Annotated in this window: 21 protein-coding genes and 1 pseudogene; 19 read left to right on the forward strand and 3 right to left on the reverse strand. The window is 57.1% G+C overall.

Translation table 11 applies throughout. From position 1 onward, the window contains the following. Nucleotides 1-148: 148 nt before the first annotated feature. The gene (locus IK083_07995) at nt 149-2,491 is read right to left on the reverse strand and encodes a hypothetical protein (protein ID MBR4749494.1); all 2,343 of its coding nucleotides are present in this window, start codon (nt 2,489-2,491) and stop codon (nt 149-151) included. A 236-nt stretch (nt 2,492-2,727) separates the two neighbouring features. Here IK083_07995 and IK083_08000 point away from each other — a divergent pair, with 236 nt between their 5' ends. The 14 genes and pseudogenes from IK083_08000 to IK083_08065 all read left to right on the forward strand — a co-directional run bounded on the left by IK083_08000 (nt 2,728) and on the right by IK083_08065 (nt 18,689). Continuing rightward, nucleotides 2,728-3,987, forward strand: a complete 1,260-nt coding sequence (locus IK083_08000) for a zinc-binding dehydrogenase (protein ID MBR4749495.1) — start codon at nt 2,728-2,730, stop codon at nt 3,985-3,987. A gap of 42 nt (nt 3,988-4,029) precedes the next feature. Next, complete coding sequence (locus tag IK083_08005) at nt 4,030-5,058, forward strand: SDR family NAD(P)-dependent oxidoreductase (protein MBR4749496.1); 1,029 nt, start codon at nt 4,030-4,032, stop codon at nt 5,056-5,058. A 28-nt stretch (nt 5,059-5,086) separates the two neighbouring features. Continuing rightward, nucleotides 5,087-5,386, forward strand: a pseudogene (locus IK083_08010) (lipoyl domain-containing protein). 87 nt (nt 5,387-5,473) lie between these two features. Further along, entirely contained in the window at nt 5,474-6,799 is a 1,326-nt protein-coding gene (locus tag IK083_08015) for a 2-oxo acid dehydrogenase subunit E2 (protein MBR4749497.1), read from the forward strand. A 16-nt stretch (nt 6,800-6,815) separates the two neighbouring features. Next, complete coding sequence (gene lpdA / locus IK083_08020; protein MBR4749498.1) at nt 6,816-8,180, forward strand: dihydrolipoyl dehydrogenase; 1,365 nt, start codon at nt 6,816-6,818, stop codon at nt 8,178-8,180. Between the two features lie 66 nt (nt 8,181-8,246). Then, nucleotides 8,247-10,724 (forward strand): dehydrogenase, encoded by a 2,478-nt coding sequence (locus IK083_08025; protein MBR4749499.1) that lies wholly within the window; start codon nt 8,247-8,249, stop codon nt 10,722-10,724. A gap of 170 nt (nt 10,725-10,894) precedes the next feature. Next, nucleotides 10,895-11,974: a transcription termination/antitermination protein NusA gene (gene nusA, locus IK083_08030; GenBank protein ID MBR4749500.1), complete on the forward strand. Its 1,080-nt coding sequence runs from the start codon at nt 10,895-10,897 to the stop codon at nt 11,972-11,974. After that, nucleotides 11,971-12,231, forward strand: a complete 261-nt coding sequence (locus IK083_08035; GenBank protein ID MBR4749501.1) for a YlxR family protein — start codon at nt 11,971-11,973, stop codon at nt 12,229-12,231. The genes nusA and IK083_08035 overlap by 4 nt, the downstream gene beginning before the upstream one ends. Before the next feature lie 106 nt (nt 12,232-12,337). After that, nucleotides 12,338-14,269: a translation initiation factor IF-2 gene (infB, locus tag IK083_08040; GenBank protein MBR4749502.1), complete on the forward strand. Its 1,932-nt coding sequence runs from the start codon at nt 12,338-12,340 to the stop codon at nt 14,267-14,269. Between the two features lie 5 nt (nt 14,270-14,274). Beyond that, nucleotides 14,275-14,655 (forward strand): 30S ribosome-binding factor RbfA, encoded by a 381-nt coding sequence (rbfA, locus tag IK083_08045; GenBank protein MBR4749503.1) that lies wholly within the window; start codon nt 14,275-14,277, stop codon nt 14,653-14,655. Continuing rightward, a complete protein-coding gene (locus IK083_08050) occupies nt 14,645-15,622 on the forward strand; it encodes a bifunctional oligoribonuclease/PAP phosphatase NrnA (GenBank protein ID MBR4749504.1) in 978 nt (325 codons plus the stop codon). The genes rbfA and IK083_08050 overlap by 11 nt, the downstream gene beginning before the upstream one ends. Beyond that, complete coding sequence (truB, locus tag IK083_08055) at nt 15,601-16,476, forward strand: tRNA pseudouridine(55) synthase TruB (GenBank protein ID MBR4749505.1); 876 nt, start codon at nt 15,601-15,603, stop codon at nt 16,474-16,476. The genes IK083_08050 and truB overlap by 22 nt, the downstream gene beginning before the upstream one ends. Continuing rightward, on the forward strand, nt 16,473-17,456 hold the full coding sequence (locus tag IK083_08060; protein ID MBR4749506.1) for a hypothetical protein: 984 nt from the start codon (nt 16,473-16,475) through the stop codon (nt 17,454-17,456). Before truB ends, IK083_08060 begins: the two co-directional genes overlap by 4 nt. Before the next feature lie 36 nt (nt 17,457-17,492). Beyond that, entirely contained in the window at nt 17,493-18,689 is a 1,197-nt protein-coding gene (locus IK083_08065; GenBank protein MBR4749507.1) for an MFS transporter, read from the forward strand. 61 nt (nt 18,690-18,750) lie between these two features. Here IK083_08065 and IK083_08070 read toward each other — a convergent pair whose 3' ends face one another. Further along, nucleotides 18,751-19,746 (reverse strand): thioredoxin fold domain-containing protein, encoded by a 996-nt coding sequence (locus tag IK083_08070; protein MBR4749508.1) that lies wholly within the window; start codon nt 19,744-19,746, stop codon nt 18,751-18,753. A 61-nt stretch (nt 19,747-19,807) separates the two neighbouring features. Next, nucleotides 19,808-20,548 carry a hypothetical protein gene (locus tag IK083_08075; GenBank protein ID MBR4749509.1) on the reverse strand — a complete coding sequence of 247 codons (741 nt, stop codon included), beginning with the start codon at nt 20,546-20,548 and terminating at the stop codon, nt 19,808-19,810. Between the two features lie 152 nt (nt 20,549-20,700). Between IK083_08075 and IK083_08080 the strand changes: the two genes are divergently transcribed. The 5 genes from IK083_08080 (at nt 20,701) to IK083_08100 (ending at nt 23,387) form a co-directional block, all read left to right on the forward strand. Beyond that, nucleotides 20,701-21,003, forward strand: a complete 303-nt coding sequence (locus tag IK083_08080) for a hypothetical protein (GenBank protein MBR4749510.1) — start codon at nt 20,701-20,703, stop codon at nt 21,001-21,003. A 74-nt stretch (nt 21,004-21,077) separates the two neighbouring features. Beyond that, a complete protein-coding gene (locus tag IK083_08085) occupies nt 21,078-21,842 on the forward strand; it encodes an HAD family hydrolase (GenBank protein MBR4749511.1) in 765 nt (254 codons plus the stop codon). A 20-nt stretch (nt 21,843-21,862) separates the two neighbouring features. Then, nucleotides 21,863-22,570 carry an esterase family protein gene (locus tag IK083_08090; protein ID MBR4749512.1) on the forward strand — a complete coding sequence of 236 codons (708 nt, stop codon included), beginning with the start codon at nt 21,863-21,865 and terminating at the stop codon, nt 22,568-22,570. A gap of 39 nt (nt 22,571-22,609) precedes the next feature. Beyond that, nucleotides 22,610-23,020: a hypothetical protein gene (locus IK083_08095; GenBank protein MBR4749513.1), complete on the forward strand. Its 411-nt coding sequence runs from the start codon at nt 22,610-22,612 to the stop codon at nt 23,018-23,020. Next, on the forward strand, nt 23,013-23,387 hold the full coding sequence (locus IK083_08100) for a YtxH domain-containing protein (protein MBR4749514.1): 375 nt from the start codon (nt 23,013-23,015) through the stop codon (nt 23,385-23,387). The genes IK083_08095 and IK083_08100 overlap by 8 nt, the downstream gene beginning before the upstream one ends. Nucleotides 23,388-23,391 lie beyond the last annotated feature (4 nt).

A 23,391-nucleotide genomic window follows, 5' to 3' on the forward strand; every position in this document is an offset into this window, starting at 1 on the left:
ACTTTGCCAATCTGTCGGAAGGGAAGTGGCTGAAGAACGAGGCCAAGGGCGAAAAGACTATAGTGCTCAGGGACAACCAGCTGATATTCTGACGCCTGTTCACAAAAAAAGCAGCCCCCGAAGGGGCTGTTTTTTTTGTCGTCGGCTGTCAGTTGATGGTCAGCTCCACTGCTCTGGGGGCTCTGGTCACCCCGTCTTCTCCAGCAGGGGACTGGGTGAGCTCCAGACGGAATATACGGGCTCTGACCGGCTTGTCGAGATTGTATCTGGAATAGTATTCCGGATAAAAATCGTCTTCGGTCAGCTCTTCCTCATATATGGTCTCCCAGGGGTCTTCTTCGTTCAGCTTGCCCAGCAACACGGCTTTGTTTGTCATTCTGGAGGCGCCGGTATGGTCCTTCTGGAGGATCAAGTTCACCCTCTTTATCTCCAGGGGTTCCCGGGACTCAAAGGTCAGGGAGTGCACGTAGCCCTCGGGCTTGCCGTCCTCAAATAGCAGCATGCCCTTTTCCACTTCGGCAAAGGCGCCGCCGAAAAGGTCCCGCCAGTCGGACTTGCCGCCAATATCCGAGCCGTCTATCAGGGTCAGGTTGTGGTAGTTAAAAGGGTCGTAGCGCTTTTCCTGTCCGGACTCGTAGAAATACTTCATCAGGGCAAAGAAGCCGTAGGGCTCCAGAAACACCACATCAGCGTCCACGTTTTCCTTCATGGTCTTCTGGAAGGTGATCTGACTTTCCGGGGTCCACAGGATGTTGCGGAACATATAAAACTCCGGCAGGGTGTAGCCCATATATCTCGCGTGGTTCACGGCGTCCTCCACGGGCCTGTAAACGTCGGCCTGCAGGTTGATGTAGGGCACTCCCTTATATACTCCGTCATGCTCCAGATTCATCTGTCCCGCTATGCCGTCGGGGGCGATGCGGGTATAGAGGTCCCGCAGATCGTCGTCCAGAGCGGGTGCGAAGCCGTTGAGGATAAAGCCCTCCACGGAAATGTCAAACTTGTCGAACCAGTAGCGGCAGTGCCTTTCCCAGGCATCCTTGCCGTCGGGCAGGCCGGAGAATTTGCGGGGCTCCTGCAGGCTGCCGGGGGTCACGTACCCTGCGCCCGAGTCTCCCGCCACGAAGGTGTCTCCGGGAGCCGCGGTCCTGCGGAAGTAGTCAAAACCAAAGGCGAATCTCTGAGCCAGATTGGGGTTGAAGGCCCAGCCCAGCTCCACCTTGCCCCGGGAGGGGTTTTCCCATATCTCCGGCATGCGGCTGTAGAGCCAGGCAGCCGCGTCGTAGTCGCCCACGTAGGTGGACACGTACACACATTCTTTGACCTTGCCGTTCTCGTCGATGAGTCCTCTTGATCTCAGCTCTTCCAGGCCGGGCTTCTGCTGCCTGTACTCCTTTTTCATGGGAGCCTTGCTGAACACGGAGGCGTTGGTCATATCCGAAAAGTCTATGGCGTCCGCGTCCTTGCAGCAGTTGAAGTTCGAAAGCAGCTCCGCGTGTCTCCATTCGGAGGCTACGCCCTCGTGAGTGCCGCCGGAGTTGCCGTAGGTCACGTATTTGTGGCCCCAGGGCACGAAGCCCGACACCTGGATGAATTCGCCGCCGGCCTGAGTATAGGCGGAGCGGAGCACCTCTTTGAAGGTCTCCAGGTCAGTGCCCGGCTTCTGGCCCCGGTCGTCCACCGGAGTCTCGTCTTCCCAGATGTTCAGGTCCACCACGAAGCCCTTGTTGGCCACCATATAATCCAGATTGACCAGAGTGGCGTTCCGCAGCCATTTGGCGTCGGGTGAGGCTTTTTGGGCATAGTAAAAATCTATGTAGTAGCCCAGTATCTTCTTTGAGCACTTGCCCTTGTCCAGATACTTTTCCTTGGCCCAGATATACACGTCGCACTTGGCGCTGCCGGTGGACTCCCTTTTGGTGCCGGGGATGATGCCCTTGCCCGTAAACATGCTGGAGCCGTCCCTGTTCACGAGCCATCTCTTTACGGGTATCTTCAGGTCCCGGGTGAGATGGGTGTACCAGCTGTCGGGGTCGGGGTCCCAGCGCACCGCTATGAGGTCCTCAGCGCCGGCAGCCGTGGTGGCTGCGTTGGAGGTGGCGGCCACGTTGCCGTCATAGACCGCCAGACCCTTGTAGCAGGAGCGGTATTTGACCAGCAGCTCGTCCAGGGAATCGTGGAATATGCGGTGGGTGCCGTGGAGAAAGCTGCCGGGAGCGGTCATCTTGTCCAGCCAGTAGAGGTCTATGGAGCCCTTGGGCAGATACTGTCCGCTGTCCAGATGGATGTAGTAGATGCGGGGCTCCTGTCTGTTGGCCAGACCCTGCAGACAGGCTGCGGTATGAAGCCGGTCCCAGGTGTTGTACACGCCTGCCTTGGTGCCGTTCAGATGGTCGTACTCTCTGAACAGCTCATAGACGTCCAGATCGGCGGCAAAGGCAGGGATGGCGCCGATGAGAAGGACTAATGCAAAAAAGATACTGATCTTCATGAGGGCTCCTCGATGATTTATTCCTTTTTATTATATCACAAACGGAGGGCCGGATGGCCTGCGGGACCAAAGATTTTGCCGGGACTTCCGGGGAAAAGAAAGAAAAAGTCATTTGGCCGAATTACTCCCGGCCGGGCTTGCTATTTGTGACTGAAGGGTAGTATAATAATAATGTATGCGTGAGTAAATCAATACTTATTTTCAGACGGTCTTTCCGTCTCAGCAAGGAGCAAGCTATGAAGACAAAGGCAGTAAGAATATACGGTAAAAATGATTTGAGACTCGAAGAGTTTGAGCTTCCGGCCATCAAGGATGACGAAATATTGGCAAAGGTAGTCTCGGACTCTATTTGTATGTCCAGCTACAAGGCCGCTATCCAGGGCGCGGACCACAAGCGGGTCCCCGACAACGTAGCGGAGAATCCCACCATCATCGGCCACGAGTTCTGCGGCGTGATAGTGGAAGTGGGCAAGAAGTGGCAGAGCAAGTTTACTGCCGGCAGCAAGTTTTCCATCCAGCCTGCTCTGGGCTACAAGGGCAGCCTTGATGCTCCCGGCTATTCCTACAACTACATCGGCGGCGACGCTACCTACATAGTGATCCCCAACGAGGTCATGGAAATGAACTGCCTGCTGGAATACAAGGGAGACGCCTATTTCTACGGTTCTCTGGCAGAGCCCATGAGCTGCATAGTCGGCGCATACCACGGCAATTACCACAAGACCTACGGCTCCTATGAGCACAAGATGGGCATAGAAGAGGACGGCTGCATGGCGATACTGGCCGGCGCCGGCCCCATGGGCATGGGCTGCATCGACTACGCTCTGCACAACCCCGAAAGAAAGCCCCGCCTGGTAGTGGTCACCGATATAGACGACGCCCGCCTTCAGAGAGCGGCTTCTCTTCTCACCGTGGAGGACGCCAAGGAGAACGGCGTGGACCTGCATTACGTGAACACCTCCAAGTATGACAATCCCGACGAATACCTGATAGGTCTTACCGGCGGAAAGGGCTACAACGACGTGTTCGTATACGCTCCCGTCAAGCCGGTGGTGGAGATGGGCGACAGGATCTGCGCCTATGACGGCTGTCTGAATTTCTTTGCCGGCCCCACCAACAAGGCCTTTACCGCCGAATACAACTTCTACAACGTCCACTACAATTCCACCCATATAGCGGGGACCTCCGGCGGCAATACCAGCGACATGATAGAGTCTCTCGCTCTCATGGAGAAGGGTCTTATCAATCCTGCGGCCATGATCACCCACGTGGGCGGTCTGGATGCCGTGATCGACACCACTCTCAACCTGCCCAACATCAAGGGCGGAAAAAAGCTGATCTACACGGGGATATCCATGCCTCTGACAGCTATCAGCGATTTTGAAGAGAAGGGCAAGACCGACCCCATGTTTGCCAAGCTGGCAGAGATCACCAAGGCGGCCAACGGACTGTGGTGCGCAGAGGCTGAGAAGTATCTGCTGGAGACACTCGGATAATTGTGCAGGCTCTCCTTGCGAGGAGAGTCTCTTTTATACGCTATGAACGAACAAAAGCTTTTGGAAACAGCCGTCGCCATCAGACAGAGCTACGTAAAGCGCGGCCTCGGCTGCATCGTTTCCTGTTCCGACGAGCCCGTAAAGGGGCCCTGCGGAGAATTTGATCCCGATTCTTTCGCTCCGGCTCTTCCCGCCGCTTTCAGGGTGGAGGACGTGTATTTTGACGTCCGGCCCGCCTGCGGCAAGGGCCGTATAGCCGGCAAGACCGCCATCGTGACCGGCGGCGCCCAGGGCTTCGGCTTCGGTATCGCCAAGTCACTGGTGGCTGAAGGCGCCTGCGTAGTCATTGCCGACGTCAACGAGCCTCTCGCCCAAAAGGCGGCTGCCGAGCTGGACGCCATAGCCGGCGAAAGCCGGGCCGTGGCAGTGAAGGCCGACGTCACTGACGAAGAGTCGGTGCGGCAGCTCATGAGCGCCGCTGTCAGGGCTTTCGGAGGCATAGACCTGCTGGTAAACAATGCGGGCATAGTGCGGGCCGGCAGCCTGGAGGACATGACCCTCGCAAATATGGATCTGGTGACAAAGGTCAACTACACCGCTTATTTTCTCTGCGCCAAATACGCCGCGGCGGTGATGAAGCTGGCCCACGCTTGCAACCCGGGGCTCTTTTGCGACATCATCCAGATCAATTCCAAATCGGGGCTGGTGGGCAGCAACAAGAACTTTGCCTATGCCGGCACCAAGTTCGGCACCATAGGTCTGACCCAGAGCTTTGCTCTGGAGCTGGCCCCCTATAACATCAAGGTAAATTCCATCTGCCCGGGCAATTTCCTGGACGGTCCTCTGTGGAGCGACCCGGAAAAGGGACTGTTCGTGCAGTATCTCAACGCCGGCAAGGTGCCCGGCGCAAAGACCGTGGAGGACGTCCGCAGGTTCTACGAGGCCAAGGTGCCCATGAACCGGGGCTGTCTCCCCGAAGACGTGTCCAAGGCTATATTTTACGCTATTGAGCAGACCTACGAAACCGGCCAGGCGATACCGGTCACCGGCGGACAGGTAATGTTAAACTAAACTACTAAAACCATACAAGGAGAATGGAATGGCTGTACCAGTACTTATGCCAAAACAAGGTCAGTCTGTGGAGAGCTGCATCATCACCAAGTGGAACAAACAGGTGGGCGATGCGGTAGCCGTAGGAGAAGTGATCTTTTCCTATGAGACAGACAAATCCTCTTTTGAAGAAGAGGCAAAGACAAGCGGGACCATGCTTGTGCATTTTTTTGAAGAGGGTGACGACGTTGAATGTCTCACCAATGTATGCGTTATAGGTGATCCCGGCGAAGACTATTCCGCCTTTGCTCCCAAAGGCGCCGCCGCTGCAGAAGAAGCCGCTCCCGCCGCAGCTCCCGCTCCCGCTCCTCAGCAGGAAGCGCCTGCCTCAGCCGCCGCTGCTCCCGTCCGCAAGGAAGGCTACTATCCCGTCCTGATGCCCAAGCAGGGCCAGAGCGTGGAAAGCTGCATCATTACCGAGTGGAAAAAGAAGCCGGGCGACACTGTCAAGGTCGGCGACGTTCTTTTCTCCTACGAAACAGACAAAGCCTCTTTTGAAGAGGAGTCCAAATACGATGGCACCCTGCTGGGCGTTTTCTTTGACGAAGGCGACGACGTGGAGTGCCTGACCACCATATGCGTCATAGGCCCTGCCGGCGGCAGCTGCGATGAGTATGACCCCAAAAAGGGCGCCGCAGCCCCTGCCGCTGCCGTATCGGCCGCTCCCGCTGCCGCTGCCGCAGCTCCCGCTGCTGCTCCCGCAGCCGTAGTCAGAGCCGAGGGCGAAAAGCTGAAGATATCCCCCAGAGCCAGGAACGCCGCCGCCAAGGCAGGCGTCAACCCCGCCTTTGCGGCAGGCTCCGGTCCTGACGGCAGGATCATCGAGAGAGATATCATCGGACTCATTGGCAACAAGGACTACGCCACCTTTGCCGCTGCGGCAGAAGCCAAGGCAGGCATGACCGGCACCGGTCTGGGCGGACGCATTTCCACCGCCGATATCGAGGGCGCTGCCTCCGCTCCCGCCGCCAAGGCTCCCGCAGCAGCCGCTGCCGCCGCCCCCGAAGCCGATTATGTGGACGAGCCTGTCAGCAACATGAGAAAGGTGATCTCCAAGGCTATGATGGGATCGCTGCAGGGTATGGCTCAGCTCACCCTCAACAGCTCCTTTGACGCCACCGAGATAATGGCCTTCCGCAAGAAGATCAAGGACAACGCCGAGGCCCTGGGTCTGGGCAAGATCACCGTGACGGACATTATCCTCTATGCCGTCAGCAGGACTCTGCTGAACCACAAGTTCGTCAACGCCAACATGCTGGATGACAAGATGCGTTTCTTCAACAACGCTCACGTGGGTCTGGCCGTGGATACTCCCAGAGGTCTGCTGGTGCCCACCATATTCAACGCCAACAAGATGAGCCTCAACGAGATCGCCGCCGAGAGCAAGACCCTTGCTGCGGCAGCCCAGGGCGGCACCATCAGCCCCGATCTGCTGAAGGGCGCATCCTTTACCGTGACCAATCTGGGCACCTTTGGAGTAGAAAGCTTTACTCCGGTGATCAATCCTCCCCAGACCTGCATACTGGGCGTCAACACCATAGTCCAGAGAGTCAAAGAGGTCAACGGACAGCTCACCACTTATCCCGCCATGGGTCTGTCTCTCACCTTTGACCACAGGGCTCTGGACGGCGCTCCCGCCGCCCGCTTCCTGAAGGAGCTGGTGACCAATCTGGAAAACATTACGGTTTTAATGGCTAAATAATATATCTGGAGCTGATATGAGTTACGATTTGATAGTATTGGGCGGAGGCCCCGGCGGATACAACGCCGCCGAAAAAGCCGGTCACGCCGGTCTCAGCACTCTGCTGATAGAAAAGAAGGCCCTGGGCGGCGTGTGCCTCAACGAAGGCTGCGTGCCCACCAAGACCCTGCTTTACTCTTCCAAGGTGTACGGGTATGCCCTCCACGGCTCCGATTACGGCGTGTCCGTCAAGGACGTAGCCTACGATCATGCCGCGGTGGTGACCCGCAAGGACAAGGTGGTGAAGACCCTGGTCAGCGGTATCGAGGGCCAGATGAAGGCCGCCAAGGTCACGGTGGTAAAGGAAAACGCCGTGATCAAGGGCAAGTCCGGCAATGAGTACATAGTCGAAGCCGGCGGCAAGGAATACAGCGGCAAGGCTCTCTTTATAGCCACCGGTTCCGAGTCCGCCATGCCTCCCATCCCCGGAGCAAAGGAAGCCTTTGACGCCGGAGTGATGGTCACCAACAGAGAGCTGCTGCAGATCACCGAGATCCCCAAGGAGCTGGCGGTCATAGGCGGCGGCGTGATAGGTCTGGAAATGGCAGCCTACTTTGCCTCCGTGGGAAGCAAGGTGACGGTCATCGAGATGCTGGACCATATAGCCGGCAACACTGACGGTGAGATAGCCGGTATCCTGCAGAAGCTGTACGCTGCCAAGGGCATCGTCTTCAAGCTGGGCTGCAAGGTGACCGGGATATCCAATACAGGCGTCACCTACGAGGAGAACGGCAAGGAGTGCTTTGCCCCTGCCGACAAGATCCTCATGAGCGTGGGCAGGACCCCCAACACCAAGGGCATAGGACTGGAGAACATAGGCATCGAGATGGACCGCAGGGCCATCAAGACCGATCTGCAGTGCCGCACCAATCAGCCCAACGTGTTCGCCATAGGCGACGTCAACGGCAAGATCATGCTGGCCCATACTGCCTACAGAGAAGGAGAGGTGGCCCTCAACACTCTGCTGGGCAAGAAGGATATAGTCAGATACAACTGCATACCCAGTGTCATATACACCAATCCCGAGATAGGCTCTGTGGGTGAGACCGAAGCCTCTGCCAAGGCCAAGGGCATCGACGTCAAGGTAGGCAAGCTGCCTCTGATGTACAGCGGACGCTTTGTAGCCGAGGGCGGCAACAGGGAGTGCGTGGCCAAGATAGTCGTCAACAAGAAGTACGACTCCATCATAGGCTGCCAGTGCATCAGCCCCTACGCCTCCGAGTTCATCTGGGGCATGGTCCCGGTCATCGAGACCGAGATGCGCGTCTCCGACGCCAAGGAGCTGGTGTTCCCTCATCCCACCGTGTGCGAGATCCTGCGCGAGGTCATCTGGACCTTATAGAGGTATCCGGCTTGCCGGAATCAGACTGAAACAAATCTTAAGTAATATATATATGGAGCAAAGGCTATGCCAAAAAGTCAATTTGTAGATCCTGATTTTATCAGAAAGCCCGGTTTTATAGAATTTGATCAGATACCCGTCAATCAATACAATAAAACCATCAGAGACGAAAAGAAGAACTTCTCCAAGGCAGATTTTCTGCGGATATACAGAGACATGCGGTTCATACGCGAGTTTGAAAGCATGCTCTATCTCATCAAGACTCAGAGCGAGTACAACGGTGTCCAGTATTCCAACCCCGGCCCCGCCCACCTTTCCACCGGTCAGGAGGCTGCGGCTGTGGGACAGGCGTACATATTGAATATCAACGACTATTCCTTCGGTTCCCACCGCTCTCACGGCGAGATCCTGGCCAAGGGTCTTTCCGCCATCGAAAAGCTGTCCGACAAAGAGCTGACCGACGTGATGGAAGGCTTTTTTGACGGCAAGGTGCTGAAGGCTCTGGAAAAGGGCATCGGCGACGAGACCCTCACCGTCAAGGAAAAGGCAGTCAAGTTCCTTATTTACGGCGCTCTTTCCGAGATATTCGCCAGAGAGACCGGCTTCCACAGAGGCCTGGGCGGCTCCATGCACGCCTTCTTTACTCCCTTTGGCATTTATCCCAACAACGCTATAGTCGGCGGCTCCGCCACCGTGGCTCTGGGCGCTGCTCTGTATAAGCGCTGCAACAAGAAGGACGGCATCGTGATCTGTAACATCGGCGACGGCTCCATGGGCTGCGGCCCCGTGTGGGAAGCCATCATGATGTCCGCCATGGATCAGGTCAAGCAGCTGTGGGACAAGGGCTACAACAAGGGTCTGCCCATCCTCTTCAACTTCTTCAACAACCAGTACGGCATGGGCGGCCAGACCCGCGGCGAGACCATGGGCTATGACTTCCTGGCCCGGGCCGGCGCAGGCGTGAACCCCGAGCAGATGCACGCCGAGAGAGTGGACGGCTACAATCCTCTGGCAGTCATCGACGCCATGAAGCGGAAGAAGGAGATCCTCACCGGCGAGGGCGGCCCCGTGCTGCTGGACGTGGTCACCTACCGCTATGCCGGCCATTCCCCTTCGGACTCTTCCTCCTACAGGACCAAGGAAGAGATCGCTGCCTGGGAAGCTCAGGATGCTATCCCCGCTTACGCCGACAAGCTGATCAAGGCCAAGGTGGCTACCAAGGCCGAGATAGACGCTATCGAAAAGCACGTGGTGGAGACCATCACCCAGATCTGCGCTATGGCAGTGGACGAGAAGATCTCCCCCAGAATGGACGTCAAGGCCAATCCGAGAGTCATCGAGGATCTGATGTTCTCCAACACCAAAATGCCCAAGATGTCCGACGACGAAGTGGTGACCCTCAAGCCCAAGGAAGAGTCCCCCAGAGTCCAGGCTATCGCCAAGAAGGAGCGCTATGGCTTTGACAAGGACGGCAAGCTCTTCTCCAAGAACAAGGCCTTCCAGCTCAGAGACGGCCTGTTTGAGGCCATCATCGACAAGTATTATGAGGATCCCACTCTCATCAGCTACGGCGAAGACGTGAGAGACTGGGGCGGCGCCTTTGCAGTGTACAGAGGTCTCACCGAGGTCATACCTTATCACAGACTGTTCAACTCTCCCATTTCCGAAGCGGCCATCGCGGGCTCTGCCTGCGGCTACGCCATGAGCGGCGGAAGAGTGATAGCCGAGCTGATGTACTGCGACTTCCTGGGCAGAGCCGGTGACGAGGTCTTCAACCAGATCCCCAAGTGGCAGGCTATGAGCGCGGGCGTCATCAAGATGCCTCTCGTGATCAGAGTCTCCGTAGGCTCCAAATACGGCGCTCAGCACTCTCAGGACTGGAGCTCCCTGGTGGCCCATATCCCCGGTATCAAGGTGATATTCCCCGCCACTCCCTATGACGCAAAGGGTCTGATGGCTTCCGCCCTCAACGGCACCGATCCCGTGATCTGCTTCGAGTCTCAGAGGATCTACGACGTGGGCGAGCAGTTCCACAAGGGCGGCGTTCCCGTGGAGAGCTACGAGATCCCCATCGGCGAGCCCGACGTGAAGAGAGAAGGCTCCGACGTGACCATCCTCACCTTTGGCGCCACTCTGTACAGAGCCATCAAGGCTGCCGACATGCTGCAGGAGAAATACGGCATATCCGCCGAGGTCATCGACGCCAGAACTCTGGTGCCCTTCAACTATGACAAGGTGCTGGAGTCCGTCAAGAAGACCGGCAAGATATTGCTGACCTCCGACGCCTGCGAAAAGGGCTCCTTTATCAACACCATGGCTCAGACCATTTCCGAGCTGGCCTTTGACGAGCTGGATGCACCTCCCGTAGTAGTGGGCGCCCGCAACTGGATCACCCCCTGCTTCGAGCTGGACAACGACTTCTTCCCTCAGCCCGAGTGGATGATAGACGCCATTCACGAGAAGATCATGCCTATACCCGGCCACACCCCCACGAACAACTTTACTCCCGTGGAGAGGATGCGCCGCGAGAAGGCAGGCGTGTAAATTCTGATCTGCACAACATGCGCCCGTTCGCGGGCGCATTTTTGTGCCCGGAAAGGGCGCCGGGGCCGGCTCTTGCCAAAGACCGGGGTGATGTGGTATAATATAATCGTAAAATAGATATACCGGCATTGCTTATAAGAGTGGGGTTTCTCACTCTTATGTTTTAATTATTGGGGTGTGAAGTGAGCATAGAATACAGAGAAGCTTTACGAAGCATATCAAAAGAGAAGAATATTCCTTTTGATGAGCTTTTGCTCTTGCTTGAAAATGCGCTGACTCGTATGTACAAGCGCAACATAGAAGCCTCCGCAAAGGGCGAGCAGCCTCAAATAAGAGCGGAGGTCGGCGAGAAGGACGTCCACATCTACTGCCTGAAAAAGGTGGTCATGTTCGTGGACGACCCGAATACGGAGATAGCCCTTTCCAATGCATTGAAGATAGACCCCGGCGCCAAAACCGGCGACTACGTGGAAGAGGAGGTCACTCCTTCCAATTTCGGCAGGATGGCCGCTCACACGGCCCGGTTCGTCCTGGAATCCAAGATCAAGGATTATGAGCGCGAGCGGGATATCAAGCAGTTTCAGTCCAGGGTGGGGGATATCATCAATACTCACGTGTCCCGTTTTGAAGGCAAGCTGGTATTCGTGGACCCGGACGGACAGCAGGACTATGCGGAGCATATAGAGGCCCTGCTCCCGCCGGAGGAGCAGATCCGCAGCGAGAGATTCAGGGTCAGAGAGATGCTGAAGGTCTACGTGCTGGAGCTGCGGGAAAATCCCGGAGGACGCAGCCGTTATCAGCTGGTGGTCTCCAGGACCCATCCCTCCCTGGTCAGGCGTCTGGTTGAAAACGAGGTGGAGGAGATAGCCTCCGGCAAGGTGCAGATAGTGTCCATTGCCAGAGAGCCGGGCATCCGCACCAAGATAGCCGTCACCTCCGCCGATCGCAATATAGATCCCGTGGGAGCCTGTCTGGGCTCCAACGCTTCCAGACTCAAGGCCATACTCAGGGAACTGAGGGGCGAAAAGCTGGATATAGTCAAATATGACGAAGACCCGGTGAAGTATATCATCGACGCTGTGGCTCCTGCTCACGTGGTGTCGGTGGATTGCGACACGGAGACCCGGACCGCCGTGGTCAGAGTGCCCGACAAGGAGCTGTCTCTGGCCATAGGAAAAAAAGGCGTGAACGCCAAGCTGTCGGCCAAGCTGACCGGCTGGAATGTGAAGATACAGGGGACCACGGAGTGAGGGAACGCACCTGTATAGTCTGCAAGACCAAGGGGCCCCAGCAGTCCTTTTTCCGTATAGGCAAAAAGGCCGACGGCTCCCTGCAGACCGGCTCCGGAGGACGCGGCGCCTACATATGCCGCAGCCGCAGCTGTATAACCAAAGCCATGCAAAAGCCGCGTCTCGCCATGTTTCTCAGAACAAAGCCCGACGAGGAGGCAGAGCAGCAGCTTCTGTCCTCACTGCTCCGGGAGTTGACCGAGACCCCCGAGCCATGATGAGCCCGGCCGGAATAGTCTTATGAACAGAATACTTATGAGGCGGAATGTTATGATAGGATGATCCTGTTGATTGCATTTCCCCTATGTTTTACGAGGTGAATATATGAGTGCAAAAACTGTCGCTTCTTTTGCAAAGGAGCTGAAAATAACCGAGAAGGAGCTGAACGGATACCTGAAGGAATTGGGTGTGTCGGCCAGATCAGACGAAGCTCTTGATGCAGAAACGGTGGCCTTTATCAAGGATCTGATAAAGGATCAGAAGTCAGTCAAGGTCCAGATACCTCAGGCTGTCACCGTAAGAGATCTGGCAGAAAAGCTGGGCAAGCCGGTCAGCGAGCTGCAGAAATCCCTCGTAGAGCTGGGTATTCTGGCCACTGTCAACCAGTCGGTGGGAGCCGACGTGGCTCAGAAGGTGGCCGACAAGTGGCATATCACACTGGAAATAGTCAAGTCGGAGGCTGTCCGCGCCAAAAAGCCTGCGTCGGCCAAGGCGCCTGCGGCCAAGACCAACACGAAGCTGGCCTCCAGGCCTCCCGTGGTGACCGTGCTGGGTCACGTGGACCACGGCAAGACCACCCTCCTCGATACTCTCAGAAAAACTCACGTCACGGACCAGGAGTCCGGAGGCATCACTCAGCATATAGGCGCGTATCAGGTGGAGCTGAAGGGCCGCAAGATCACCTTTATCGACACTCCCGGACACGCCGCCTTTACCGCTATGCGCGCCAGAGGCGCCGCCATCACCGATATAGTCATTCTGGTGGTGGCAGCCAATGACGCCGTCATGCCCCAGACCGTAGAAGCCATCCACCACGCCCAGCAGGCCAACGTCCCCATCATAGTGGCCATCAACAAGATAGACCTGCCCGAGGCCAACGTGGAGCGCTGCAAGACCCAGCTCATGGACCACGGCCTCATGCCCGAGGAATGGGGCGGCAAGACCATTATGGTGGAGATATCCGCCAAGTTCAACACCAATATAGACGAGCTGCTGGAAATGGTCCTTCTGGTGGCGGATATGGAGGAGCTGAAGGCGGAGGTGTCCGCTTCCAAAGTATCCGGCGCCGTGATAGAGGCCCACGTGGAGGCCGGAAAGGGCAACGTAGCCACGGTCCTGGTGCAAAAGGGGACTCTGAAGATAGGGACTCCCATCGTGGCCGGCGAGGCCTACGGCAAGGTGAAGGCCATGTTTTCCGACAAGGGAGACAAGCTGTACAAGGCGGGGCCGTCCACTCCCATCGAGCTGGTGGGTCTGAACTCCGCTCCTCTGGCCGGAGACGTGCTCCAGTCCGTCAAGACGGAAAAAGAGGCCCGCTCCATCGCCGAGGCCAGGATAGCCAAGGAAAAGGAAGACCGTCTGGCCCGCAAGAACGCCATCACTCTGGACAGCATATATGACAAGATCAGGGAAAACGGCATCAAAAAGCTGCCTCTGGTGCTGAAGGCAGACGTCCAGGGGACTCTGGAGGCCGTCAGCGATTCACTGAGAAAGATAGAGCACGAAGAAGTCACAGTGGACATCATCCACTCGGGCATCGGCGACGTCACGGAAAACGACGTCAACTTTGCCATAGCCTCCGAGGCCATCATAGTGGGCTTCAATACGGGCATCGAGAACAACGTCAGCAGGATGCCCGAGGCCGACCGGGTGGAGATCCGCACCTACAGCGTCATATACGACCTGATGAGAGACGTCAAGGCCGCTATGGCAGGTCTGCTGGAGCCCGTCTTTGAAGAGACGGTGAACGGTCTTGCCGAGGTGAGAAGCACCTTCAGGATACCCAATCAGGGCATCGTGGCCGGCTGCTACGTCACCGAGGGCAACGTGATCCGCAACGATTTTATCCGGATAAAGCGGGGCAAGCAGGTGGTCTTTGAGGGCCGGCTGGATTCGCTGAGGCATTTCAAGGATGAAAAGAGCGAGATAGCCCAGGGCTTTGAGTGCGGCATCATGATCAAGGGCTTCAACGAGTACGAAGAGGGAGACATCATCGAATCCTACTCCAAGAAGCAGATCGCGAGAGCCATCAGCTAAGAATCATGACACAGAAACAGAAAAAGGTCAACGAGCTCATGAGGCAGGAGGTCAGCATCTCCGTCATGCGGGATATCAAGAATCCCCATCTGGGCTTTGTGACCGTGACCCGCTGCGAGGTCAGCGCCGATATCAGCTATTGCAAGGTGTTTGTCACCGTGCTGGGAGACGACAAGGCCAGGGAGGACAATCTGCTGCTCCTGAAGAACGCTGCGGACTTCATAAGGGTCTGCATATCCAAGCGCGTCCGCATGCGGCAGGTCCCCGCTCTGGACTTCAGGATAGACACCTCCATTGACGAGACTCAGCATCTGCTGGAGGTCATGGAAAAGGACAGGATAGCCCACAGCTATGGCGAAGGAGGGGATGAGGAACATGATGACTAAGGATATCTCGGTCTTCCTTTCGAAGCTCATGTGCTACAACCGGATACTCATCGCTGGTCACGTGAGCCCCGATGCAGACGCCATCGGCTCTCTCCTGGCTCTGGGCCGGTTTTTGTCCTCCAAGGGCAAGCAGGTCAGCCTGTTTGTCAAGGACGGCTGCCCCGACACCTGCTCGTTCCTGGAGGGCTCCGACAGCATCTCCGGAGAACTGGACGAGGAGGCTCTGGGCTGCGAGCTGCTGCTCCTGACGGACTGCTCCGACGTGAAGAGGACCGGCTGCGAGGCGGCTCTCGACGGCATCAAAAACAAGGCGGTGCTGGACCATCACGTATGTCACGGAGAGCCGGAGTGCAGCTTTGGCCTGGTGGACCCGGACGCCTGCTCCGCTTCCATACTGGTCTACAAGCTGATCCTGGCAGCCAACAGCCAGCCCGATATCTGCACCTCCGAGGCGATACTCACAGGCATCGCCGGCGATACGGGAGCCTTTCGCTTTTCGAACACCACCTCCGAGGTCCTGTCCGTGGTGGCGGATCTCACCGAAAGAGGCGCCCGGCTCCATGAGATCATCAAGGAATATTTTCTCTCCAGACCCATCAGGGTAGTGAGGCTCCTGGGCAAGGTCCTCCACGGCCTGCGGTTTTATTATGACAACAAGGTGGCTGTGGCCGTGATCCTGAACGAGGATTTTGACGGCATAAACAAGACGGACCTGGAGGGCATCAACACGGAGATAAACAGCATCAGGGACCTCAGGCTGTCCGTGCTCCTGAGAGAGGAAGAAAAGGGCTCCTTCCGCTGCTCTCTCCGAAGCGACGGCTACGTGGACTGCAGCCGGCTGGCCGCGGTCTTCGACGGCGGAGGACACAAGAACGCCGCAGGCTGTACCCTGCGGAGGGCTTCCTCCGAAGAGGCTGTGGAGGATATCATGAAAGAGGTCGCCAATTGGAAGGCTTCCTTTGTATAAACAAGCCTTCGGGCATGACCAGCCATGACGTGGTCAGCCGGGCAAGGCGTTTGCTGCGCACCAAAAAGATAGGTCATACGGGCACCCTGGATCCTCTTGCGACCGGGGTTCTTGTTTTGTGTGTGGGCAAAGCCACCAGACTTGCCGACTATATACAGGCGGGAGAAAAAAGGTACCTGTGCAGGATGCTGCTGGGGAAGGGCACCGACACTCTGGACACGGAGGGCGTGGTGACCGCGGAGGCGCCGGCGGGACATATAGGACCGGAGCACCTGGCGGCAGCGCTCCCCTGCTTTTTGGGAGAGCAGCTGCAGACGCCGCCGTCAGTGTCGGCCATCAAAAAGGACGGCGTGCCTCTATACAGGCTGGCCCGTCAGGGTGAGATGGTGGTCCCGGAGCCCAGACGGGTGAGGGTGGAGTCTCTGGAGCTGCAGGACTTTTGCGCGGATCCGGTCCATCCTTCGGCGCTGCTCACTGTGGAGTGCTCAAAGGGGACCTACGTCAGAGCCCTTGTGAGGGATATAGGCCGCAGGCTGGGGGTCCCGGCCTGCGTGTGCAGCCTGCACCGCAGCAGGAACGCAGGCTTTGAGGACAGTGAGGCGATCCCTCTTGCCGAGCTGGAGGAGATGACCCCCGAGGAGATAGCAGGCGCCATGCTGCCCATGGACACAGTATGCCGTTTTTTGCCCAGCTTTTCCACCGGGGAAGCCCGCAGGCTCTCCTGCGGTCTGTCGGTCTCTGCCCGGGTCCCGGATACGGACGCCATCGTGGCTCTTGCCGGCGGCGAGGTGGCCGCTCTGGGCCGCGTCGAGGAAGGCATGTTTTATCCCGGAAAGGTGTTTATAGATCCATGAAAACAGGCAAGCTGCCAAACACTCTGCTGGAGCGTCTTATCCGGACGGACAACACGGACCCTTCTGTATTGGTGGGTCCCCGGACAGGGGTGGACGGCGCCGTGGTGGCCCTGTCCGAATGCGACCTGATAGCAGTCAGCGACCCGGTCACCTTTGAGACGGACCGGGTGGGGGAGCATCTCGCAGCCATCAACGCCAACGATATAGCGGTCATGGGGGGCTGGCCTCTCTATCTGCTGTGCGTCATCCTGCTGCCCCCTTATATGGACGAGAGCGGCGTGGTCCGGCTGTTTGAGGGAGTGAAAGAGGCTGCCTCCAAATACAATATATCGCTTATAGGCGGACATACGGAGATCACCGACGCGGTCACAAGGCCGGTGGTCAGCGGGACCATGCTGGGGGTGTCCCTGAAGAAGGACTTTCCCACGGCAGCGCGCCCTGGAGACGTCATAATACAGATCAATCCCGTGGCTGTGGAAGGGGCTGTCATTCTGGCCGGGTGCCACAGAGAAAGGCTGACAGCCTGCGGAGCCGGGCGGGAGCTCATAGACGCTGCCGCAGGCCTCGGGGACAGATACGGCCTGTGCATCGCGGCTCCTGCGGCTCTGTGTCTGGAGCATGATATCCGGGTGATGCATGACGTCACCGAAGGAGGCATATGCGGCGCGTTGTCCGAGATGGCCCTCTCTTCCGGCTGTGACTTCGTGATAGACCGGGCTTCCATACTGACAGACCCCGCCGCCTGTGAGATATGCCGCCTGCTGGGAATAGAAATACTCGGGCTCATAGGCAGCGGCAGCCTCCTTGTTGTGGTGGACGGCGCGGATGCAGACCCCCTTCTTGACGCGCTGAGAGGGCAGGGCTATGAAGCGTCGGCCATAGGCAGAGCGGTGAAGGGCTGCGGCAGGAGCCGTTTTTCCGACGGCTCGCCCTGGCCGGAGATCCTGCGCGACGAGCTGGCGCGTATCACCGAATCTTAGTTCAGCCGGGCTACGGCGCCGAAGCGCGCTTATAATATGAAACAACTACCCTATTATCAAAAAAACATTATAGTTCTCGGTATATGCATTTTCCTGTGCGCCGTCAGCTATCAGATCATCATGCCCTTCTTTCCCAGGCTCCTGGCGGACCTGGGAGTGGAAGAGCAGAACATCAGCTATTGGACCGGCCTGATCTTTTCCTGTCAGTCGGCGGCCTTCATGATCGCGGCTCCTCTGTGGGGCAAGGTGGGGGATACCTACGGCCGCAAAAAGATGATCCTGAGGGCGGGGACGGTGATCAGCATATCCTATTTTGCCATGTTTTTCTGCCGGGACCCCTATCAGCTGCTGGTGGTGCGTATAGTCAACGGCTTCTTTACCGGCTTTATCCCCGCTTCCATCACCCTGGTGTCCACCAATACTCCCGAGGACAGGGTGCTCCCTTACGTGGCGGCAATGCAGACCGTGTCCGCCTCCGGGACCATAGCCGGCCCGGCGGTAGGAGGCTTTCTGGGCGCATTGTGGGGCTTTCAGTCCAGCGTGCTGGTGGGGGCCTCGGCCGTGTTTGTCAGCACCATAATGGTGCTGGCCTTTGTCAAAGAGATCAATATGCCCAGACCCGACCCGGGGCACCGGACCACCCTGTGGCAGGATATCGCCATCTCCTTTCGGAACCCGGTCATCAAAAATCTGGTGGTCATGAACTTCTTTCAGGGCATATGCGTTCAGGGAGTCATGCCCTTTATCATCATACACATGGACGGACAGGTCTCCGATTTTGTCAGCGGCATCCTGTATTCGCTGCCGGCGGTGGCCATGATATTCACCGCTCAGCGCTGGAGCCGGCTGGGCAAGACCATGAGCCAGTATCTCATGATAATCATCGGCTTCATAGGCTCCGGGGCGGCCATAGTGCTGCTGGCCAACGTCAGGAGCCTGGTCCTCTTTGGCATATTTATGTTTCTATTCGGCCTGATGAACTCCGGCATCACCACCAATCTGACGGCCAAGACCGTGAGCAGCATAGAAGAGGATTTCAGGGGCAGGGCCCTGTCTATCCAATCCACCTTTCAGACCCTGGGCGCCGTCACGACTCCCGTCACCGCCGGCATCATCATACAGGCCCGGGGCACGGCCTTTTCGTTTTCGGCAGTGGGTATCCTGACTCTGGTGGTCGGCATCCTCTTCTGGGTGGTCCTCAAAAACGACCTCGCCAACTCCCCGGCAAAATAATTTTCCGGCGCAAAAAAATATCGGCAGATCACTGTGTGGATCTGCCGATATGTCTGTCGGGCTATTTTGAACGCTTGTCCGTCCTTGGCCTTTCCCTGGGAGGAGCCGAGGGCTTGGTGACGGGCTTGCTCTCCTGCCGTGTCACCGAAGGTCTGGAGGCGGGGAAAGAGGGCCTCTCAGAGACGTCGGGCCTGGAAGGTCTTTCGGGCCTCCTGACATCGGGTCTCTCCGGTCTGTTGTCGCCGGGACGGCCGATGATCGGCCTGGGCCGGGCGATATTTGGTCTGGGCTCGGCAATATTGGGCCGGGGCTCGGCTATGTTCGGTCTGGGCTCGGCGATATTGGGCCGGGGCTGCATGACGTCGGGCAGAGGATGATGCGATCCGGGGCCGGGCCTGCGGCCATCCATGGCGGGCGGGAGCGGCGGCCTTCTGACCTCACCGGGGAAATCCGGTATCCTGGAAGGGAATATGTAGTCCGGATGTCTGTAATGTCTGTAACGGTCGTTGTAATAATAGCGGTCGTCAAACCATATCCATCTGTCCGAATATCTCCACCAGTCGTTGTTGCGATATACTATGCGATTGTTGTAATAATAATCGTCATACCAGTTGTCGTTGATGAGCCAGCCGATCACAGCTCCTGCTATCAGGGCAGCCAGGATGTCGTCACTATTGGTGTAGCCGGAGGTACGCGTGTTCTTGTATTCCCTGCCGTCAGCATTCAGATATATGATGGAGGGAAGCTTTGTGACGTTGTACTCCGTGCACAGATCGCGATATCTGGCTCTGTTGGCAGGGCCGGTGAGATCTATTTTCATCCAGATCAGGTCTTCCACGGCGGCCACAAACTGGCCGTTGTCCAGCATGTTCTGCTCCATCAGGCGGCAGTCGTAGTTGTCGTCGTCGGTAAACCAGAGAGCTATGGGCATATTGTCCGAGAGGGCTCTCGTGAGAGCGGCGTCGGAATATTTGATCACCTTCAGCTCACCGCAAAAAGAAGGGGCAGCCATAAGGATGAACAGGATGCAGATGCACCATAAGGATACCTTTTTCATGATTTGGCCTCCTGTGATAGTTCTATTTATAATACGCTGTTTGGGTCTGTTTTGTTTCACTTTATTCGTCGTACTCTTCGTACTCGTCCTCATCGTCCGTGATGATGGGGATCGCGGGCAGGGTCTCCTCGCCCAGCACGCTGCCGGCCCAGGCCTTGAGCTGATCCGTGTCGTCGCCCAGGAGCTCTGTCAGTCCGGTCCAGAAATCGTAGGAGATGTTGGCAAAGGAAAACTCTGCCGTCAGCTGGCGGACTGTGTCTATCTCAACGGCATCCTCGCTGTCGTCCATGTATATGGCTCCCATGCTGTTGAGGCGCTGGTCCCACTCGCTGACCGGCTCCGCCTTTCTCAGAGTCTCGTAAAACTCCTCCAGATAGGTCAGATAGTTGTCTGCCAGCCTGTTCAGCTCCTCCATGGTCTTTTCGTCGGCAGCCTCGATCTCCGGGGGAGTGCCGTTGTCCCTGGCTTCGGTGAAGACAGCCTGCCAATACTCAAACACGGGCACGAGTATCAGCCTCTTTTCCATCTTCAGGAAATAATCCTCCAGCTCGCAGGCCGTGTCCTCGTCCGTCTCTTCCTCGATGATATCCAAAAGCCCGGAGGGGACGGAGGCTTCCAGACCCGTGTTCCACAGGTCATAATCCCCGGGGTCCATGTTTTTGGACATCACGCGCCTGATGGGCCCGGTGATCTCCCGGATATAGACGTCCTCGCATTCCAGCTCGTCGCAGAAGTCTCCGGCCAGGTCGGTGGAGAGCAGCTTGACGGTTTTTATCCATAAGGGTTTTTGATTTTTCAGCATATATTGCTCCGGTGATAGTTTGCCTTTATATGTCTAATATTAGTATATATTATGTCGGCCGCTTTTGTCAAATAAAATCCGCAGAAGGGGTTGATTTGCGTGTCCCGGACTGATATAATCATGGTGTTGACGCATCAACAAAGGAGGTCTGCATGAGAAAAAACACAGATGAATACGCTCCCTTTGACGCCCTCAGGGGTCTCGGGACCGTGCTGAGAGAGAGAGAAAGACGCCTGCTGCCGAGAGGCTCCGCGGAGGAAAAGGATATATCCGGCGTCCTGAGGAGTATAGCCTGCGGGACCACGGTGACCGTGGTGTATTCCTGGAGGGGCGAATACGCCTCCGTCACAGGCCCCGTGGAGGCTCTGTCCCGCCGGGCAAGACGCCTGAGGGTCTGCAGCCGGGATATAGCCTTTGAGGATATCATCGGCATATCCGCGCAGTATCCTCTGTGAGCCTTCGGGGCAGAGGGCACATTATTTTTGGAATTGTGGTATAATAGTAGTGGATACAGACAGCGAGGCGAAATATGGACGGAATAAAGAATTATATCTTTGATATGGACGGCGTGCTGGTATTGGGCTCCACGCCCATAGCCGGCGTCACGGAGCTGATCCGGCGTATGGTGGACGATGAGACCAACTTTGCCATCCTGACCAACAATCCGTTTTATACGCCCAAGGATCTGCAGTTCAGACTGGCTCACGTGGGTCTGGATGTGCCGGAGCGCCGGATCTACACCTCCGCCATGGCGACGGCTGCGTTTCTGGACAGTCAGCGACCCGGCGGGTCTGCCTACGTCATAGGCGAGTCCGGCCTGACCACCGCTATCCACAACGTGGGCTACGCCATCACCCAGTACAATCCCGACTACGTGGTGCTGGGCGAGACCACGAATCTGAGCTTTCAGAACATATCCACGGCCTGCACCCTGATCGAAAAGGGAGCCAGATTCATATGCACCAATCCGGACACGGTGGGGCCCGTGGAAGGGGGAGTGGTCCCGGCAGCAGGCTCCATGGCCGCGCTGATATCCAAGACCACCGGAGTCGAGCCCTATTTCATAGGCAAGCCGAACCCTCTCATGATGCGGTCGGTGCTCAGATACATCAACGCTCACTCCGAGGAGACCGCCATGATAGGCGATCAGATGGAGACGGATATCAAGGCGGGTCTGGAGGCAGGCATGCGCACTGTGCTGGTGCTCTCGGGGCTCATGGACAAGAAGGACGTGGAAAAGTATCCTTTCCGCCCCGACATCATAGTGAACAGTGTGACGGAGCTGGACATATAGCAAGACGCGAGAGGTGAACAATGAGCTGTTTTAACATTACCTTTTTTTCCAAAGCTTTGGGCAAGTCATCCCAGATGCTGGTGTTCAAGCCGGACGACCGCAGTCCTTTTCCCGTGGTGTATCAGCTCCACGGACATTCGGACGACTATACTCAGTGGGCGCGGTTTACCATACTGGAGCAATACGCCGTTGACAATCAGATAATGATCGTGCTGCCCGACGGGGGCAGGGGCTACTACACCAACGCGGCCACCGGAGACAGATACGAGGATCACATCCTGGAGACCGTGGAGTTCATAGACAACACCTTCAACACCATAAAGGACAGAGCGCAGAGAGGCATCGGCGGTCTGAGCATGGGCGGCTACGGCACCCTGAAGCTGGCCCTGAAGCATCCGGACGTGTTTTCCTCTGCGGCAGCTCATTCGTCGGTCATAGTGCCCGAGGAGCGCAGAGGCACTCCTTTCTGGGACAACATCTTTGCCGACTTCAAGCCGGAGGACTCTCTGAGGAGCCTGGCTCTGAAAAACGGCTCCCGGATCAATTTCCGTTTTGACTGCGGGACGGAGGACGGGCTCCTGCCCGAAAACAGGGCCTTTGCCGCCTTTCTCAAGGAAAAAGAGATACCTCACATATATGAAGAGCATCCCGGCACCCACAATTGGGATTATTGGCGCGCCCACGTGGGGACCGCCATCGCTTTTCACATGAAGAACTTTGGTCTGTAAACGCCGTCCGGACCGGCGGCGCTACGCGAGGAGAACGACATGAACTATGCATTATCACAAACCATCGCTCTGTGGGTCATAGCGTCCCTGTGGCTGATATCGGTAATATGCGTGTTTATCGGCATTATGTATCTGGTCAGGTTCCTGCAGGAGGCTATGGTGGTCTTTCGCAGGATAGAGCGCGTCACCGAGGACCTCAGGACCCAGCTGTATCCCGTGCTGGAGGATTCGCGCAAGACTCTTGACGAGGTGCGCAAGACTACCCTGAAGATCAACGACCTGTCGGTCAAGGCAGACAAAATATTGTCTTCTGTCTCATCTGCCGCCGCCGCCGCGCGGTTCATCACGGGCCTGGTGCCCGTAAAGGGCAGAGGGCTTTGGAACGGACTCTTAAGCGGTCTGAATATGTTTAAGATTTTTTCAAACGGAGGAAAAAATAAAAATGAGTAACGAAAAAGATACCGGTCTCGTGTTCCTTGCCGGCATAGGCCTCGGCGCTCTGCTGGGCGCTGCCGTAGCTTTGCTCACCGCTCCCCAGAGCGGAAAGGAGACCAGAGAGGATCTGATATCCTTTGCGGAGCAGTCCAGAGACAAGGCCCAGGAGCTGGCCGCGGCGGCTGCCGAGAAGGCTCAGGAATACGCTTCCATAGCCGAAGAATACGCTGTGATAGCCAAGGAAAAGAGCCAGGAGGCCATCGCGTCCGGCAAAAATTTTATTGCAAACGCCAGAGCCGGCATGAAGTCTGCCGACGAAGAGGGCGCCGAGCCCGTGTCTGCAATAAACGAGGAGATGGACGAGGCTGAAGCCGAGGCATAGCCTC

The organism is Abditibacteriota bacterium (assembly GCA_017552965.1).
Taxonomy (GTDB): domain Bacteria; phylum Armatimonadota; class UBA5829; order UBA5829; family UBA5829; genus RGIG7931.

Bases quoted from the DNA above. Each gene is read 5' to 3' on its own strand.
- lpdA (MBR4749498.1), top strand. From the start codon at position 6,816: ATGAGTTACGATTTGATAGTATTGGGCGGAGGCCCCGGCGGATACAAC.
- IK083_08070 (MBR4749508.1), bottom strand. From the start codon at position 19,746: ATGAAAAAGGTATCCTTATGGTGCATCTGCATCCTGTTCATCCTTATG.
- IK083_08075 (MBR4749509.1), bottom strand. From the start codon at position 20,548: ATGCTGAAAAATCAAAAACCCTTATGGATAAAAACCGTCAAGCTGCTC.
- IK083_08080 (MBR4749510.1), top strand. From the start codon at position 20,701: ATGAGAAAAAACACAGATGAATACGCTCCCTTTGACGCCCTCAGGGGT.
- IK083_08065 (MBR4749507.1), top strand. From the start codon at position 17,493: ATGAAACAACTACCCTATTATCAAAAAAACATTATAGTTCTCGGTATA.
- IK083_08005 (MBR4749496.1), top strand. From the start codon at position 4,030: ATGAACGAACAAAAGCTTTTGGAAACAGCCGTCGCCATCAGACAGAGC.
- IK083_08090 (MBR4749512.1), top strand. From the start codon at position 21,863: ATGAGCTGTTTTAACATTACCTTTTTTTCCAAAGCTTTGGGCAAGTCA.
- IK083_08025 (MBR4749499.1), top strand. From the start codon at position 8,247: ATGCCAAAAAGTCAATTTGTAGATCCTGATTTTATCAGAAAGCCCGGT.
- IK083_08015 (MBR4749497.1), top strand. From the start codon at position 5,474: ATGCCCAAGCAGGGCCAGAGCGTGGAAAGCTGCATCATTACCGAGTGG.
- IK083_08095 (MBR4749513.1), top strand. From the start codon at position 22,610: ATGAACTATGCATTATCACAAACCATCGCTCTGTGGGTCATAGCGTCC.
- IK083_08100 (MBR4749514.1), top strand. From the start codon at position 23,013: ATGAGTAACGAAAAAGATACCGGTCTCGTGTTCCTTGCCGGCATAGGC.
- rbfA (MBR4749503.1), top strand. From the start codon at position 14,275: ATGACACAGAAACAGAAAAAGGTCAACGAGCTCATGAGGCAGGAGGTC.
- IK083_08085 (MBR4749511.1), top strand. From the start codon at position 21,078: ATGGACGGAATAAAGAATTATATCTTTGATATGGACGGCGTGCTGGTA.
- infB (MBR4749502.1), top strand. From the start codon at position 12,338: ATGAGTGCAAAAACTGTCGCTTCTTTTGCAAAGGAGCTGAAAATAACC.
- IK083_07995 (MBR4749494.1), bottom strand. From the start codon at position 2,491: ATGAAGATCAGTATCTTTTTTGCATTAGTCCTTCTCATCGGCGCCATC.
- IK083_08060 (MBR4749506.1), top strand. From the start codon at position 16,473: ATGAAAACAGGCAAGCTGCCAAACACTCTGCTGGAGCGTCTTATCCGG.
- IK083_08000 (MBR4749495.1), top strand. From the start codon at position 2,728: ATGAAGACAAAGGCAGTAAGAATATACGGTAAAAATGATTTGAGACTC.
- IK083_08050 (MBR4749504.1), top strand. From the start codon at position 14,645: ATGATGACTAAGGATATCTCGGTCTTCCTTTCGAAGCTCATGTGCTAC.